The sequence below is a fragment of the Moorena sp. genome (assembly GCF_982860115.1).
Window position 1 is genome coordinate 41,776 of the sequence record NZ_CEYLVT010000004.1, and the last position, 17,365, is coordinate 59,140.

Consider the following 17,365-nt stretch of genomic DNA (forward strand, 5'->3'; position numbering starts at 1 on the left):
GAAAATTTAACATCAGTTCCCTTGAGCAGTTACACAGCAATGGGCTGCTACCGGAGTAGTATTGACTTGAGAACCAATTGCTATGTAGTCCTGTCAGTGAGGATTCCAACCTATATTGTCAGCTACATTAATTTTATTTGCCCAACAAATCAGTAGTCTTGAGAAAATTGTGCTTAAATCGAGGCGAGCATCTAAGATATGAAGAAATCATTCGTCCGTTACCAGTCCAGTTAATCAATTTGTGATGTTGGATGTCGATCAGCGTCTCCCAAAAGCTCCTCCGTCCTCCCTTGCCAAGTGGGCTTATTGTGCCATTAGGCAACCCGGGTTATCCATACGAATCCGTTTGCGAGGGAATAATTTGCACATTCTGTGTGAACACCCTCAGGGAGTAGAAGCAAATAAGGTGGTCAACCGCCTTATCAAAGCCCTGAAACTGCAACAGGGAGAAGTTCAGTTTCCCCTAGACCTAGCAAACCCGATCTATCAAATAATTGTTTATGGACGTCGAGTGGGCCAGAAGCGTCCAGACTGGATTAAGCAAATTGCTATCAAACTACCGACCGATGATACCACTCATGCTTCTAACCAATCTTCCCAGACGTCTTTCGATGCCATAACCACTGATGCGGACCTAACTGTCTCAAACGAAAGTCTTGCCCGTTCTGGTTCTCCAGATGCGATCGCTCGTTATCTCAGTGAATCCCTCAGTTACCTAGGTGTCAGTGTTAAAGTCCGGATCCAAAATCAAGATTCCAAAGCTAGAAGATTTTCCGGGGCAACTTCTAACCTTCACCCTTCACCCCCTAACCGACGGCTCTGGATAATTTGTAATTCTAACTACAGCCCAGATCCGTCCTTACTATCTGAGCCCATCATCGACCGGTTACATTCCTTGCAACTCCAAGGGTTTCGAGATGCCGTCATTTGCTTTCAGGTAAGTGGTGAAGCCACTCCTGATTGGAAGCAGCGAGTGGATTTGACCCCTCCAGAACAAGTCCTGAAGGAATGGGCTCGTTGGGGAGATGTGGAAGCAATCCAGCGGTTATTAAATCAGGGGTTGGCAGCGGTGGGAATAACCGTTCGAGCCATTCTTAAAGAAAGCACCCTACATGTATTTTGTAGCTTCATTCACCGCCGGAAAACTATTGCCCCAGAAAAAGAAACTGTAGTCAGTGCCATTGCCTCAGTACTGGATTTAATCGCTCCTCAAGGAATCCATGGTGCAACTATTTATGGTGTAGAGTCAAGTCAGTTTCCTAGTCAAACATTACTGTCTCAGGAAGCTGACTCTCTCCAACCCCCCTTTGGAAACAAGGGTCAACCTGCCAACAATTCCTTACTGCCAGAAACCGAATCCCCAGCCTGGATTCACTGGCTAAACTTACCAGCAGCAGACCACCAGAGTTTAGGAGAATCCACCTATTCCTTAGCCCAAACATGCCATCACCATGCCTTGACCTTTTTGTTGGAGCGCTTACTTAATCCCGACATTGACCAACGATTGGTAACAGGTGGAGTAAGGGTTAAAATTCGCCGTAAACAAGACTTGTTGCACATCATGAGCGAGGCAACGGTCTGTCCTCGAAAATCTCAGGTCACTCGAAAAATTACCCGCTTCCTAGAGCAGCTGGCTATGTCGGAAATTACTGGGTTGCGGCTCTATGGACGTCGGGCTGGTGCTACCTCCCCCTCCTGGAACTATGGAGTTGATTTTGTTCATCGACAGCGTCTAGTCCCAGAAGCTACCCCAGAGTTTGCTGCCTCAGATGCCTACCTGAGTGATTTGGTAACTCCCACTGGGGAACCAGTACTGCGTCGTGATTTAACCCACGACGATCTCAACCAGGGTTTAAAAGGAGCAGTTGATGGTGTAGCTTACATACTCCAGCGTTTACTATGCTACTCTCAGCTATTTGTACCCACTGTAGAAAACCAAGACATGGCAGCCTTCTCAGACAAGAGACAGGCAAAGGGGAAATTATCTATCCAAGGCGTAGCAGTAGCCATGGTATGGGGCGTAGCAGGATTACTACTAACACTGATCACAGATTGGCGTTTTAGTGAGCTCCTACAGTCTCAAGCCTCACCATCAGCAGAAGTAAAGGCAGTCACTAACTCATCACCCAAACCCATTGCTTTGCCCCAACTATCTTTGCAAAAAGGGGCGGGTCTCGGGACTGAAAACTTCAACACCTCTGGGTTTACTGCTCCTGGAGATACCATGGTGATTATGAATGAAAACGGCAATGCCACCATGGCAGCCATGCTGGCCGCAGCGCGATCGCCCAATCCTTCATTCAATAACCAGATGTTAGATGAAAAGCTAGCTCTGTACCAACAACGCCTGCTTCAGAGTGGTATCCCTGATGTACTGATTATGGGGAGTTCCAGGGCCATGCGGGGAATCGATCCCATTGCCCTCCAAGATGCCTTAGAAGAACAGGGCTATCCTGACATTGACGTCTTTAACTTTGGGGTTAATGGTGCCACAGCTCAGGTAGTAGACTTCATGGTTCGGCGCGTCTTAACTCCGGAGCAACTGCCTAAATTGATAATTTGGGCTGATGGGGTCAGAGCCTTTAACAATGGTCGAGTTGATGCTACCTACAACTCGATTATCGCATCACCAGGCTACCAAGCTCTAATGGCAGGAGTTTTTCCGAACCGCACTAAAGAACCGCCATTACCGACAGATGCCACAGACCAACCTCTAGAGGTTTTGAATGATAGTTATCAGTTCATTAGTGGCTGGCTAAATCAATCAATAGCCAAAATTTCGTTAACTTATCCTCACCGAAGCCAGCTCAAATCTTTGTTACAGGAAAAGTTGGTTGACCTAGAAAAGTTCCTGCAACCAGACACAACCGAGACTGCCAAAAAGCCTCAAAATACATTATCCCCAACCTGGAAAATTGACTTTGATGGCTTCCTGCCCCTGTCAACTCGTTTTAACACCGCTACCTACTACCAAAAACATCCTAAAGTTCCCGGTATTTATGATGGTGATTACCGGTATTTTCAGCTAGGAGGTCAGCAAGACAAAGCCCTAAGAAATTTGATGGTATTTGCCCAAAAGCATGACCTTAGTATCGTTATGGTCAACCTACCCTTGACTAAAGAATATTTAGATCCAGTTCGGACAAAATATGAGAAACAATTTCAGCTATACATGTACAATTTTGATTTAGAAGGGGGATTGATTTTCCGAGATTTCAATAAAATGTTGCTAACTAAACATGACTACTTTTCCGACCCCAGCCATCTCAACCGCTATGGTGCTTACCAAGTTTCTAACCAGTTGGCTAAAGATCCAATGATGCCTTGGTCATTAGTGATTAGTGATTAGTGATTAGTGATTAATAATTAATGATTAATCAGTTTTAAATTGACGAAAACCCAATAAGTATATAGCGGTTTGCCAACTTTATTAACTAGTGAGGGGGTCTGGGGGAGCTATAAGTCCCCCACTATAGGCAAAGCTTTAGTGGCGGGATACATGGACTCCCCCAGACAAGTTATGAGGGTTCGATGCCCTAACCACAAGTAGTCAGTCGTCAATCGTCAAGATTTGTAATTATACGCAACCATTACGCAAACCGCTATAAGTATTCAAACGAAAACGATATTAACCCTTCAGCCTACCCTACGGTAACGGTATCAGAGGAACATCCTTCATCTTTTATCTTTATGTCATTTATTTCGATTACCTACAGCTGTTTCTTGCTAGCAGTTTTGGGAATCTACTGGTTGGTGCAACGTTCTACAGCTGCCACAGGTTCTCCCAAACTAAAACTTTTGGTTTTAGTAATTAGCAGTCTAATCTTTTATGCTTCATTACAAATCCAATACATTCCCCTGTTGGTATTGATTACCCTAATTAATTTTTACTTTGGACAAGCACTTGGGACGAATACAGTTGCTGGTTCCCATGCTACTAATTATCATCTCTCCAATGAAGAATGGCTATTGGCTGATAGTTTTTGGAATAACCGACGGTCAAGACTACTGTGCCTAGGTATTTTCCTAAATATTATATTTTTGCTAGGCTTCAAGTATCTTCCTTTCCTCTTGTCCAACTTAGCAGTAATTCCTAACTTTACCATTGCCCAAGATGGGGCTAATTGGATTAGGGATAACTTAATTGTGCCTCTAGGAATATCGTTTTTTATCTTTGAGGGTATTGCTTATCTCATTGATGTCTATCGTGGGGCTCCTGCCACTCGTAATCTACTCCAGTTTGCTGCTTATAAGTTGTTTTTTCCTAAACTTATTTCTGGCCCAATTACTCGTTATCATCCGTTTGCCATTGAACTTAAAACCCTACAATTTCCAAATCTTGACCAAGCAACAGAAGGACTTTGGTTGATTACATCTGGTGGGATTAAAAAGGCACTGTTAGCGGACCACATTGGGATTTTTGTTGATTTGTGTTTTGGCAATATAGAACGGGCTGGTAGTGGAGATTTATGGTTAGCTATCTTTGCCTACGGTTTACAACTCTATTTCGATTTCAGCGGCTATGTAGACATTGCCCGTGGTAGTGCAGTGTTACTGGGCATTAATCTTCCAGAAAACTTTGATTTTCCCTATTTCAGTATCAGCATTGCCGATTTCTGGCGTCGCTGGCACATCACTCTAGGGGATTGGATCCGTAACTATCTCTACTTTCCCTTGGGCGGTTCCCGTAAAGGGGTTGCTCGTACCTGCGTTAATCTATTCATTGTAATGGTCATTATTGGTATCTGGCATGGAGCAGCTTGGGGATTTGTAGCTTGGGGTGGCTTGCATGGTCTAGCGTTAGTCCTTCATCGCTTGACCGAAGCTTTCTGTGAAAATAGAAATGGGATAAAACGTTGGTGGCAAAGTTGGCCAGGGGTCTTGGTAAGCTGGTTTTTGACCCAATTTATGGTGTTTACTGCCTGGATTTTTTTCCGCATCCCCAATCTCAAAGAAGCCAGTTTAGTCATCCAGAATCTCTGGGGTCACCCAGCTGACATCCAATTTGGTCAAAAAGTCTACTTAACCGCTATTGGTATGGAACGCTTCTGGGTGCTTATCCTGTTAGTTAGCTTAGCAGCCTCAATGGCTGGGGTTTACAGTATCCGAAGGGGTCTGAAATTACAACTCAACTGGCCGGTGAAGTTGTTGTTGGTGCCAGTAGGTCTCTACGTAGTTTGGTTGTTTGCTCCTCAGAGTGGTCTGCCTTACATTTATTTCGATTTTTGAACTTAAACTATTTTTCCCCTAAGGACGAACTCACACACTAACCCACTAGCACTCTATCAAAAGGGGCACATCGAACGGATAGGATAGTAGTAATGCTGCAATAATATAAGCTTTATACAAGACTTAAGAGAGAACGCTTTATGGATCTGGTTACACTCCAGAACAAATTAGATAATATTGCCTTTTTCGTCCTGTTTGTGACGATGTTAATTTACTGGGTAGGAGCCGCTTTTCCTAAAATTCCTTATTTGTCACCCTTAGGAACATCAGGGATGGCAACCGCCAACCTTTGCACTGCTACCCTACTCGGAGCAAGATGGCTAGAGGCGGGCTACTTCCCGATCAGTAATCTTTATGAATCCCTGTTTTTCCTGACCTGGGGAATTACCACAGTTCACCTAATTGCTGAAAACATGAGTCGCAGCCGATTGGTAGGGGTGGCTACTGCACCAGTTGCCATGGGAATTACCGCGTTTGCGGCTCTATCCCTACCACCAGATATGCAGGAAAGTGCTCCATTGGTACCTGCTCTGAAATCCAATTGGTTAATGATGCATGTTAGCATCATGATGCTCAGTTACGCCACCCTGATGGTCGGTTCCGTGGTAGCGATCGCATTTTTAGTAATTACCCGTGGTCAGAACGTGGAACTGCGAGGAAGTTCTGTCGGCACTGGTGGCTATCGCAGCAAGACTAACTTACCAGGAAATTCCAATTTTAAAATACAGCGCAACGGTAATGAACCAATTTCTCAGCCTCTAGTTACCTCTGATACCTCATCTCCTTTAGCTGAACTGGGACAGAGTAATGCAGCTAGTACTACAGCAGTGCTGGATTTAGTAACTACCCCCGACTCACCCGTAGCATCAGTATCCACAGCACCCACCCTCTCACCCCAGAGGCTTAATATTGCCGACACTCTCGATAATATCAGCTATCGTATTATTGGGCTGGGGTTTCCTCTGCTCACCATTGGGATTATTGCCGGTGCCGTTTGGGCAAATGAGGCTTGGGGTTCATACTGGAGTTGGGACCCAAAAGAAACCTGGGCATTAATTACCTGGCTAGTGTTTGCTGCCTATCTCCATGCCCGCATTACCCGTGGCTGGCAAGGACGCCGACCAGCAATTTTGGCAGGGACAGGACTTCTAGTTGTCTGGGTTTGCTATCTAGGAGTCAATCTATTGGGTAAAGGCTTACATTCCTACGGCTGGTTCTTCTAAGAACTCTATATTTCCGTGATTGAGTGCATGCCCTAAATTGCTTCTACTGAAAACCTGCTTTAATGCCTAGAGGCATCGGAGAATTAACCCTAGGAAAACTACCTTTGACTCAAGGGAATAGTTGGGTCTATGGTTGGGAAGCGATGCAGAGGTGCGACCTGTGGCGAATTTAATTACGGGTCAAACGCACCATTACGGTCTTGGGGAGGGGCTGTGTGCGGAACTTGCTTCCGCACCTGTCTTGATGCAGTCGCTCATGGGGGAAACCCCCAAGACCGCGCTGCATCGCTGTAAGCCCCTTGGAAACCCCCACTCGCGCTTTGCATCAAGATAATGAAACTCCTGCCCTCTAGGCATGGAAGCTTATCGAAAAGTTTGATCGGGGAAAATAGTTGTGGATAATCAGTTCAAGCCACTCGCGGTTGGTGAAGTACTATCAGTAGATGAATCTGCTCAAATCTTTATTGGAAACCGTACCTTTAGGGTCGGTGAATTCTTAGTTGCTATCAAAAAGAAATTGGTAGAAGTTTTAGGGGATGAATGGAGTGCAGAACAGGAAAGTTGGTTTAGCGAATCGGGTATTCCCTGTGAAGTGTTGCAATTTTCTGCAAATAACTGGCAGCAAGGCAAGGTAAGACTTAATCTAGAATTTTGCCTTGTCGAGGCTGAGAATAAAGTTGATAGTATATCAGCTATTGGTGGTGAAACATTACAAAGCACATCAACCCAGGTAGCAGAAAAGCTAGACTTCACAGAGCCAGAAACTAGTAATGATTCTGGATTGGAGCTTGGAGTTGGAGCAGCCGCAGTTGCTGTAAGTGATCCTGAAATATCACTAGCTGAAGAACTGGAGGAAGATGCCTCAACTGCTATCTCTGATGAGATGACACTTCAACCAACACTTGATGCAGATGAAGACATTGCTATCGAACAAACCCCAACTAGTAGTGAAGATGAGTTTGATTTAGGAGACTTTTCCGATAGCGAGGAAGATATTTCTATCGAAGAAACCCCAACTAGTAGTGAAGATGAGTTTGATTTAGGAGACTTTTCCGATAGTGATTCGGAAAGTGAGGAAGATATTGGTTTTGAACAAACCCCAACCAGTACTGAAGATGAGTTTGATTTAGGAGACTTTTCCGATACTGAGTCGGAAAGTGAGGAAGATATTGGTTTTGAACAAACCACAACCAATACTGAAGATGAGTTTGATTTAGGAGACTTTTCCGATACTGAGGAAGATATTGGTTTTGAACAAACCCCAACCAGTACTGAAGATGAGTTTGATTTAGGAGACTTTTCCAATAGTGAGGAAGATATAGAGTTCGTAGAATCACCGACAGCAGAGGAAGAAGATTTGCTGGATTTGTCAGCAGTATCAACAGACAGTAGTAATGATTTTGATCTGGGTGATATGTCTGATGATAGTGATGAAGACATGTTTAAACTGGACGATATTTCCTTTGATGAGGAATCAGAAAACGGTGATGATAATTCCCTAATGGATGATGTCTGGCAGGAAATGAATGAACTTAAATAAGGGTAAATAATAGTCTATTGGTAAATGTTGTGGTAAATGTTGACATGGGAGCATCGTAGTGAACAGGCCGATTTCAAGGCTTTTAAGAACCTTGAGCGTTTAGAATTTATAGGATTCTAGGGTATCCATGACCTACAAAATTCAAAATGTCAAAGTTTTGGATAACTATTCATAGCAACTCTAATGTCTGAGATACCGAGTTGGACACCTCTTCATGCACGGCTACATAGAACCCTGCGGCAAAAGAAGCTACTACCAAAGAATCAGCAGGTTTTAGTAGCCGTATCCGGTGGGCAAGATTCCCTTTGCCTAAGCAAACTACTGCTAGATTTACAGCCCAAGTGGAAATGGCAGCTAGGAATCGCCCACTGTGACCACCGTTGGCCCTATGATGAGGGAATTTCCCTTCATGTACAGCAAATTGCTCAGAGTTGGGGGCTTCCATTTCATCTACGAAGCGCCCCTGAAGTGAAAAAGAGCGAATCAGCAGCGCGGCAGTGGCGTTATCAAGCGCTGATTGACATTGCCCAAACTCAAGGTTATCCCACTGTTGTCACAGGTCACACAAAAAGTGATCGCGCTGAAACAGTCCTCTATAACCTGATCAGAGGTTCAGGGACTGATGGCTTGCAAGCTCTGACCTGGGAACGACATCTCGCTCCTGGAGTAAGTCTGGTGCGTCCCCTACTTGACACATCCCGTAGCGAAACTCTCCAGTTTTGCGAGCAGCAGCAACTGTCCATTTGGGTAGATGCTTACAATCAAGACCTTAACTATGCCCGTAACCGCATCCGCCAAGAGCTTATACCCTATATAAAAACCCATTTCAACCCACAAGTTGAGACAGCCTTGTCCCAAATTGCTGAAATCTTGCGAGCAGACGTGGAATATCTCGAAAACACTGCTGAGCAAATCCAAAAGCAAGCCATGGCAGCACCTACGGTCGAGGAAGATCCTGGTAGCAATAGCCCTCCACGATTGAATCGTCTGGTATTACAGCAAGCTCCCCTAGCTCTGCAACGTCGTGTGATTCGGAAGTTCCTTCAGGAAAACCAAATCAAAGGTCTCAACTTTGAACAAATCGAAGCGGTGACTGGTTTAATTGCTGCTCCCAACCGTTCTCGAACGTCATCCTTTCCTGGTGGAGTAACAGCCTTGGTAGAAGAGGAATGGATTATACTGAAGTATCAAGTATGAAACATTAAACCTTAAACCTAAGAAGCTGCCAACTCTGGAGATTGGCTTAAGCTACTGATGATTTGGGATATTTGAGCGATCGCTTGTTGTTGAGAATCACCTGTTTTCTGGATGTGATTGAGAGCATTTGCGATCGCTTCGAGGTTCTGTCGAATTTTATTGAGACCATCTTGCAATGGCTGTAGGGTTTCTTCATAGAGATGAACTTTGCCCCAAAGTTGAGCTACCTTAACCTGATTGGAGAGCCAACTTTCCTCCAAATTTTTTACCTGAGCCAGCTTAGCATCCTTTTCTTCGGTTTGTTGATTCATCAATTCTTCAGCTTGGCTAACCCTAAGGCGCATCTGTTCAATTTCTCGTTCTAGTTGTTGCACTTGATCTGACTGTTGTTTGCACTGTGCTTCTAGTTCGATCAAAATTGGTCCTAAGTCAATTTTCTGGTTTTGTTGACCATTACTATCCACAATTCCTTGCCGCAGTCGCAACACTCGTAGATGCTGATTTAGAATTTCTTCTCGTTCCCATAGAGTCCGGCGTTGACCCACCAAGGTTCTATCCAGCATCTGGTAACGGTCTTGCTCATCTGCTAACTGGGTTTCTAGACTAATACGATCGTACTCACTAGCGACCCTAATCTGTTCTTGTAGTTCTTCAATCCCTTGGTGTTGGAGTGTTAGTTCTTCTTCTTGGTCATTGACGAAGCGTACAACTTTTTCCAAATCCTGCTGCAAATTCTGAACTATATCCTGTAACTCACCCAAGGGCATTTTTTCTAGTGCTGCAATATCCAGCATTTGGCTAAGCTTGACATCCCCTGATGTTGCTGCCATTCGAGCCAGTTGTTGGTATAATTCTTCCTGAGTTTGGAGTTGCAGACTCACCATCCTAGCTGATTCGAGCTTGATCTCTAGATTAGTTTGCTGCAGTTGCCTTTCCCGGTTTGCCTGTTCACAGGATGCTTGTAATTGTTGTAACTGTTGGGTTTGATGTTGGACTTCCTGCCCTTGACCCTTAACATCTGCGTCCAATTTTTGAGCTAATAGACGCTGTTCATTTAACTGTTGCCAGTGAGTATCCAACACCGAATGCTGATCCTTCACTACTTCCAAGGCTTGATTCAGTGGTTCCCAGACAGATTGTGTTGATTCTGCTCCTCCTGATAAGCGATTGAGTAATTGCTGAATCACACCAGCCTGCTGAGCATCTAAACCAGCAGAGTATTGACCCTCTGAAACTTGCTCTTCTAAGCGTAACTGCTGTCCCCGGAGTTGTTCCCAAGCACCTTCAAGTTCCTTACTTTTACGCTCCAATTCTTGGCTGAGTTTAGCAGTTTCTGCCTGAGTACTTTCCAGTTCTTGGCGTTGTTGCTCTATTCTAGAAAAATCCTCCTCCATCGTTTGCATCTGCTCAAGCCGTGCTTCCATTTCCATCTCGCGACGGTTGAGTTCTTGACTTTGATAGGTCAAAGATTGCTTCCACTGCTCAATTTCTTCTTCCTGGTTTTTTGACTTTTCTAGCAAGCGAGAAAAATTTTGCAATAGATTGACTAACCTTCCCCCCGCTGCCTCGATTGTCCCCTGTATTTGTCGATTCCCACTCAGGTTAACAATCACCAACGCACCATCACCAAAGTTATTGGCTTGTTCTGTCGGAAGCACTTCCTCCCCAGACACCTTATTCCAACTCTGGTCAGTCCGCTGAAAAGCCAGCAGTTTCAGTTCGGCCTGAGCTCTACCCATAAACCCAGTTTTCTGCTTTCTTACCTCTGCGAGATACAGCACACTGATCGTCCTCTTTTAATTATATTGTGCCCAATTCTTGATTAACACATTTGAACGCTTAACCCCTTTGGGGTTGCAGGGTGGTAATTTTCGGAGATTATTGGTCAACCGACCTAGGTTTAATCCTTTTGGCTATAAGTCCTTTAAAGGATGACGGCAGTCAGTATATTTAGACATTTAAGATATTTTAAGGTATTTCCCCGACTTGATCTGCCAGTCGATAAAAGTGAGCAGAATAGAAATAGATTGATGAGGATAGTCTTAGGAATCTTCCCACAGAGGGGGTCTAGTTTCCCCAACCCGTCTAGTTTCCCCAACCATAGATTTTATCCACCCAGAGGGTCGAATTTTCTAGATTTAACATAACATCTTACCCCATCACTTTCGTCCCTTGTGCCTAATCCCTATTCAAATAAATATACTGAATTTATATGCTTATATGTTATCCAATGGTGTTTAAAGTCCTAACCTAGAACCTTGGACATCTTAGCTTAATTTTCCACTAACCGTCAAAATCCCAGTCTTACCGCTAATCAGTTACTTCGCGCTTTGGTTAGCTGTCTGCAGTCATGCTAAGCTTCCACCAGTTGGCTTACAGAAGTGATTCCTTACCAACTCTCCTAGCCTCACCCAATTTTTGGGGATATTTTCATTGTACAGTTAAGCCATTTCTTGAGCAAAGATAGATCAGTACCAGTTTATGGGCATCCTTTAACTCAATGACAGGTCATAATCTCAGATACATCAACAGGTTGTTAGGAGCACATTGTCTTTAAATGCAGGGAACTTTGAGTGAAATTGATATCCGTAGCATCCTGCAACTGATCGAGCTAGGTCAGCGAACCGGGGAACTCTTAGTCGAGGCATATAGCCCTCACCCTAGTAGCAAGGCTAGCAATAGTGGCAGCAATCGTTTTACCTCAGGTAGACTTTACCAGCAGCCAAAACTACCAAGTCCGCGTCCTTATTGGTTTGTCTTCTTCTTCAATGGGCAGATTGCCTATGCTGCCGACAGCGATGGGAGCTTGTCGCGCCTGCATGATTATCTGCGCCGCTATAAAGCCAATGATGCTCTCGAGGAATTGGAAAGTCTATCCATTGCGGCTACCAATGCTCTAGAGTATGGTTACCTTTGGGCTTTGTTAGAAAATCATGTTATCACGCCAAACCAAGGGCGAAGCATTATTCAAAGCATGGTTCATGAAACCCTTTTTGATTTGCTGAGCCTTCACCATGGCTATTTTGTATTTGAAATTGGTCCGGCATTAGCACCGCAACTTACTACCTTAGAAATAGGACCATTGCTCAGAGAGATTATGAAGCAGGTGCAGGAGTGGAAGCAATTGTGCCCTCATATTCAATCTCCCCATCAGTGTCCAATGATTACTGCCCATGACCAGTTACAAGCTACACTGCCCGAAAAATCTTTTAGACTCATAAGCAGTTGGGTAGATGGCAAAACTTCTCTACGCCAGTTGTCCCGTTATCTCCATCGCGACCTGATCACCGTAGCCCGGGCTATTTATCCCTATGTACAACAGGGGTCAATCCAAATGGTGACCCCCAAAGAAGCAGATACGCCAGCTATTGACGATCAATGGGAGTTGAAGAAACTTACACGATCTGTTGTCTGTGTTGATGATGATCTCGCAGTTGGAAAAGCTGTGGAATATACCCTAGAAGCCAAAGGTTATAAAGTTACAGCAATTCAGAAGCCCCTAAAGGCTCTGAGTCAGGTTTTTCAACTCCAACCGGATCTCATCCTCTGTGACCTAGTAATGCCTGACCTAGATGGTTATGAGCTTTGTGGCATGTTACGCCAATCCAGAGCATTTCGGCAAACCCCCATCATCATGCTCACAGGCAAAGATGGCTTTATCGATCGCGTCAGAGCCCGGATGGTAGGCGCAACTGACTACTTAACCAAGCCCTTCGGAGATCATGAGTTATTGATGCTTTTGGAGAAATACATTTGGTCGAGGTGACCAACGAACAATGCCAAGATAGTAATGCCCTGACCAAAGAATTAGATCAAGGGGAGACTATTGCTGTGTCAGCCTTTGAGTTATTAATACAGGCGTCTAACCCATCAGTTAATAAACCGACTCTATCCTAATTAAACCCACTGGTCAAGCTAGGAGCGTCCAAAAATTCAAGAAAAATCTAGTCTTTCTTGGTATCACCACCAATAGATGAGCGATACTGTAATCATGATTCAGTTTATAGACCCAAATCGGGCTATGGTTTAATTTCACGACCTTTCCCGAGGGTCGAGCTAGGAGTTATGAGTAAAGTTTTAGTTGTAGAAGACAGCCTTGCTCAACGGCAGATGATCTCAGACCTCCTCAAAGGTAGTGGTTTGAAGGTGGATGTTGCCAGTGATGGTGTTGAGGCTTTAGAACATATTTTAAAGTCTTGTCCAGATGTAGTTGTCTTGGATATAGTGATGCCACGCATGAATGGCTATGAGGTCTGTCGGCGTCTTAAGGCTGACCCCAAAACTCAGAATGTGCCAGTGGTGATGTGTTCTTCAAAAGGTGAAGAATTTGACCGCTATTGGGGCATGAGGCAAGGTGCAGATGCATACATTGCGAAGCCTTTTCAGCCAACGGAGTTGATAGGAACAGTTAGACAGCTACTCAGAAGATAAATATATTGGTATTTGACGGTAATGGTTGCTAATCCGGACTTTGTAACTGACTCGGCTCTTGAACAAGCCCCAGAATTGCAGGAATTGGAAAGTCCTGAAGGCGAACTATACCTGCGGTTTTATCTGCCATCTGGTGATGAATTTGCTCTGCCCGCTACTGGTATCAAAGAGGTAATTGACCCCTCCCCTGAACAAATTACTCCTATTCCTAATGCTTCCTCTTTATTGTTGGGGACGTTCAATCGACGTGGACGGGTAATTTGGGTCTCAGATCTGGGTCAGTTTCTGGGGGATAAAACGGTTTTAAATACAGACCGTATGGAAATCCCCGTTATTGCTATTGAAGATCAAGACACTATGCTGGGGTTGGCAGTTCAAAAAATTGTCTGTACAGACTGGCTGGATGTGGAAAAGTTACATATGCCTACCAATGTTGCCGATAGTATGGCTCCTTTCTTACGCGGTGAGTGGTTGCTAGATATTGAGTCTAATCAGGTTCTGCGACTACTTGATCATGTGGCGATTATACGTTCAGCAAGGTGGGCAGCCTAAAACTAATTATTAAAAATTGAACATTCAGCAAGGTGGGCAGCCTAAAACTAATTATTAAAAATTGAACATTAAAAATTAGTTGGATTAATTATTATTAAATATTAATTTTTAATGCTTCGGGAGGAGGTAAATGGCATCCAGTATAAATTACCCCCAGCAGTATGGGGAAGCCGAAAAAGCCTATATGCAGGGAAAATACCAAGAAGCGGCAACAATTGTTGATCGTTTGATTGAGGATTTCCCTAATGAACCCAGTGCGCTGCTACTGCGGGGTCATATTTACTGCTATGGTCTACAGCAGTACGATGTGGCTCGCCAACAGTATGAATCAGTACTCAATCTGACCTCTGAACCGGATTTTGTTAATTATGCCAACAACGGTCTAGAGTATGCCCAGCGATCCACAAATGGTCATGATGCTGCTGGGTTATCACCTGATGATGATGTCAATACATCACAGCTAAAACTAGATGAGACTGAGGAGTTGAGTGCAGAACCCACAGAAGGAAATTGGCAAGACTTCGCTGATTTTAATGATATCAGTGAATTTGACCCGGAAAGCTTAAGTTTTGAAAACACAGGGGTTGATGATTTTGCTTCAGAATCCACCTCACCCTTTAACGATTCTTTTCAAGATTCCACGAGTGATGAAGCAAGCATAGAGTTACAGTCGGCTTCTAATCTAGACCCCTTTAGTATGGTCAGTGACCTAGAAGAAGACAGTGATGATTTAGAGAGTTGGGAAATTGCCTCTGAGGATTTAGAACTCGATGTTAACGCTGTCAGTAGTCAGACTTCTTACAATGGCACAGAAGGACACTTTCCTGAACTCTCTCAAGAGGAGGGTCTACAAACATTTATGGTGTCTCCTGAGGTGAATTTAGACGAAGATCTCTCTTATGGTTCAGAACAGTTAACTAGTGAATCTAGCACAGTTGAGTTTAACGTCCTGGCTGAAGAAGAATTAGAGTCTCTGGCAGATTACGAGTTTAGCGATCTCGAGGAGCACTCAAAGAATTCCTTTGTTGAAGCCGCAACCCTGTTAATGAATTCAGCAGAGCTTGAGGGGAATTTTTACCCGAGTCCAAGTTCTGAGCTTACCCCGAAACCCCATGAAAATTCTTCGAGCACCGAGCAGTCTTTGGAAACTGAGCAACCAACTTCTGGGGATACTCAAGCCTATGCTGACAATCAAGAGGACTTAGAATATCTCAATGATGAGGCGGCTGACTCTACTGAACCCTATTTATCGGAAAACTATGACTCGGATGAGCAACTTTTGGACTCAGCTTACGAAAAAAATGGGTTCAACTCTACAAGCCCAGACCAAATTAATTTGGAATCCTTTGATGATGATTCTTGGACAATGGATGATGTAACGGAATCAGAAGAAGAAATCTTGTCAGGCATTGAAGCACATCAAGGGGTAAAAGAGGGCTTTTTAGATGAGTTTGACCTATTTGATGATGATTTAGATTCAATCCCTGATTTCTCTGTTGATGATCAGCAACCACTGTCCAATGAGAGTGATGACAATAGTGATTTTGATGTCTTAAGTAGTACTGGCTCAACACTGGGAAGTACTGGATCAATGGATATGAATACCAGTGGTGTTAGTGCTGTAGCCAATCATGATTATCCGTCAGCCACTGGGAATGAGGAGCTATTTAGCCTTAGTAGTGCCACCGAGCCAATCCCTATTTATAATCCTACTAAAGACATTGACAAAGAGCTGGTTGTTAGTATTGACCAAGGTCCACTAGCTCCCATAGAAAACGCTCCTGTCAACCAGAAGAATTGGATGACTGCCTTGATTACTGGCGCGGTCTCAATGGTGGTGGTAGCAGCGGTGGGTGCTGGAGCACAATACATGGTTCGAGATCAGCCATCCTTCAAAAATCATGTGCGAAATACTGGTATTATGATGACCCTAGCCGCTGGTGTTGCCAGTTTTGCTACGACTTTGGCTGTCGGGAATATTACAGCTAGGCAGATTAGACGTAGTACCGAAAACCTGAAAACCCAGTTTGAAGGAGTCTCTCAGGGTAATCTCAATGCCCATGCTACGATTTATTCCCAGGACGAATTGGGTCAGTTAGCCCATAGTTTCAACCAAATGGCCAGAGTCATCTTGACAACGATGACTGAAGCACAACGAAAGGCAGAAGAGCAAGAACAGGCAAAAGAAGACCTCCAACGCCAAGTAATTCGATTGCTTGATGATGTGGAAGGGGCCGCACGGGGGGATTTAACGGTACAAGCAGAGGTCACTGCTGATGTTTTGGGGGCAGTTGCTGATTCCTTCAACCTTACCATTCAAAACCTACGGGAAATTGTACAACAAGTCAAGCAGGCAGTCCGTCAGGTGACTAAATGTTCCACCGATAGTGAGTCCTTTGCCCGTAGCTTGTCTTCTGATGCTTTACGGCAAGCTGAGGAACTGGCGGTTACCCTGAACTCTGTACAGGTGATGACCGATGCTATTCAGCGGGTGGCAGAGAGTGCACGAGAAGCTGAGGAAGTTGCTCGCTCAGCCTCGGCTACCGCTCTCAAAGGTGGTGAGGCTGTGGAGCGCACTGTGGCCGGAATTTTGCAAATTCGTGAAACAGTAGCAGAAACGACTCGTAAAGTCAAGCGTTTGGCAGAATCCTCCCAGGAAATTTCTAAAATTGTTACATCGATTTCTACCATTGCCTCCCGAACAAATTTGTTAGCACTCAATGCTAGTATTGAGGCGGCAAGAGCTGGAGAAGCTGGTCGAGGCTTTGCTGTTGTTGCGGATGAGGTACGACAGCTCGCTGATAAGTCAGCCAAGGCACTCAAGGATATTGAACATATTGTGTTGCAAATCCAGAGTGAAACTGGTTCAGTGATGACAGCTATGGAAGAAGGCACCCAACAGGTGATTGAAGGTACTAAACGAGCAGAACAAGCCAAACGATCGCTTGAAGATATTGTGCAAGTGGCAAACCGGATCGATGCTTTAGTACGTGCAATCACTGCGGATACTATCGAGCAAACTGAAACATCCCGTGCTGTTGCCCAAGTGATGCAATCCGTTGAGTTAACCGCTCAAGAAACCTCCCAAGAAGCCCAAAGGGTTTCTGGAGCCTTGCAAAACCTGGTCGGTGTGGCGGGAGAGTTGCGGACATTTGTTGAGCGTTTCCGTGTGGAAGCGAATGATGGGAAATGA

Annotated in this window: 11 protein-coding genes; 10 read left to right on the forward strand and 1 reads right to left on the reverse strand. The window is 44.5% G+C overall.

Features of this window, described 5'->3' with window-relative positions:
* The first annotated feature begins 244 nt into the window (after window positions 1–244).
* The 5 genes from AC4II3_RS01520 (at window position 245) to tilS (ending at window position 9,189) form a co-directional block, all read left to right on the forward strand.
* Entirely contained in the window at window positions 245–3,349 is a 3,105-nt protein-coding gene (locus AC4II3_RS01520; protein ID WP_488006584.1) for a DUF1574 family protein, read from the forward strand.
* A gap of 341 nt (window positions 3,350–3,690) precedes the next feature.
* Window positions 3,691–5,229, forward strand: coding sequence for an MBOAT family O-acyltransferase (locus AC4II3_RS01525; RefSeq protein ID WP_488006582.1), 1,539 nt, complete (start codon window positions 3,691–3,693; stop codon window positions 5,227–5,229).
* Window positions 5,230–5,369: 140 nt separating this feature from the next.
* On the forward strand, window positions 5,370–6,452 hold the full coding sequence (gene ccsB / locus AC4II3_RS01530; RefSeq protein ID WP_488006580.1) for a c-type cytochrome biogenesis protein CcsB: 1,083 nt from the start codon (window positions 5,370–5,372) through the stop codon (window positions 6,450–6,452).
* A 394-nt stretch (window positions 6,453–6,846) separates the two neighbouring features.
* Window positions 6,847–7,992, forward strand: a complete 1,146-nt coding sequence (locus tag AC4II3_RS01535; RefSeq protein ID WP_488006578.1) for a KGK domain-containing protein — start codon at window positions 6,847–6,849, stop codon at window positions 7,990–7,992.
* Between the two features lie 183 nt (window positions 7,993–8,175).
* Window positions 8,176–9,189, forward strand: a complete 1,014-nt coding sequence (gene tilS, locus AC4II3_RS01540) for a tRNA lysidine(34) synthetase TilS (RefSeq protein WP_488006576.1) — start codon at window positions 8,176–8,178, stop codon at window positions 9,187–9,189.
* Window positions 9,190–9,206: 17 nt separating this feature from the next.
* Here tilS and hmpF read toward each other — a convergent pair whose 3' ends face one another.
* Window positions 9,207–10,970, reverse strand: coding sequence for a pilus motility taxis protein HmpF (gene hmpF / locus AC4II3_RS01545; protein WP_488006574.1), 1,764 nt, complete (start codon window positions 10,968–10,970; stop codon window positions 9,207–9,209).
* A gap of 776 nt (window positions 10,971–11,746) precedes the next feature.
* Between hmpF and AC4II3_RS01550 the strand changes: the two genes are divergently transcribed.
* The 5 genes from AC4II3_RS01550 to AC4II3_RS01570 all read left to right on the forward strand — a co-directional run bounded on the left by AC4II3_RS01550 (window position 11,747) and on the right by AC4II3_RS01570 (window position 17,365).
* The gene (locus AC4II3_RS01550; protein ID WP_488006572.1) at window positions 11,747–12,955 is read left to right on the forward strand and encodes a response regulator; all 1,209 of its coding nucleotides are present in this window, start codon (window positions 11,747–11,749) and stop codon (window positions 12,953–12,955) included.
* Window positions 12,952–13,086, forward strand: coding sequence for a hypothetical protein (locus AC4II3_RS01555; protein ID WP_488006570.1), 135 nt, complete (start codon window positions 12,952–12,954; stop codon window positions 13,084–13,086). The genes AC4II3_RS01550 and AC4II3_RS01555 overlap by 4 nt, the downstream gene beginning before the upstream one ends.
* Before the next feature lie 168 nt (window positions 13,087–13,254).
* The gene (locus AC4II3_RS01560; RefSeq protein ID WP_488006568.1) at window positions 13,255–13,620 is read left to right on the forward strand and encodes a response regulator transcription factor; all 366 of its coding nucleotides are present in this window, start codon (window positions 13,255–13,257) and stop codon (window positions 13,618–13,620) included.
* Between the two features lie 21 nt (window positions 13,621–13,641).
* Window positions 13,642–14,172 (forward strand): chemotaxis protein CheW, encoded by a 531-nt coding sequence (locus AC4II3_RS01565; RefSeq protein ID WP_488006566.1) that lies wholly within the window; start codon window positions 13,642–13,644, stop codon window positions 14,170–14,172.
* Between the two features lie 130 nt (window positions 14,173–14,302).
* Complete coding sequence (locus AC4II3_RS01570) at window positions 14,303–17,365, forward strand: methyl-accepting chemotaxis protein (protein ID WP_488006564.1); 3,063 nt, start codon at window positions 14,303–14,305, stop codon at window positions 17,363–17,365.

Excerpts from the sequence above, each read along its gene's own strand:
- AC4II3_RS01520 (WP_488006584.1), top strand. The coding sequence starts at position 245 with ATGTTGGATGTCGATCAGCGTCTCCCAAAAGCTCCTCCGTCCTCCCTT.
- AC4II3_RS01570 (WP_488006564.1), top strand. The coding sequence starts at position 14,303 with ATGGCATCCAGTATAAATTACCCCCAGCAGTATGGGGAAGCCGAAAAA.
- AC4II3_RS01565 (WP_488006566.1), top strand. The coding sequence starts at position 13,642 with ATGGTTGCTAATCCGGACTTTGTAACTGACTCGGCTCTTGAACAAGCC.
- AC4II3_RS01560 (WP_488006568.1), top strand. The coding sequence starts at position 13,255 with ATGAGTAAAGTTTTAGTTGTAGAAGACAGCCTTGCTCAACGGCAGATG.
- AC4II3_RS01550 (WP_488006572.1), top strand. The coding sequence starts at position 11,747 with ATGCAGGGAACTTTGAGTGAAATTGATATCCGTAGCATCCTGCAACTG.
- ccsB (WP_488006580.1), top strand. The coding sequence starts at position 5,370 with ATGGATCTGGTTACACTCCAGAACAAATTAGATAATATTGCCTTTTTC.
- tilS (WP_488006576.1), top strand. The coding sequence starts at position 8,176 with ATGTCTGAGATACCGAGTTGGACACCTCTTCATGCACGGCTACATAGA.
- AC4II3_RS01525 (WP_488006582.1), top strand. The coding sequence starts at position 3,691 with ATGTCATTTATTTCGATTACCTACAGCTGTTTCTTGCTAGCAGTTTTG.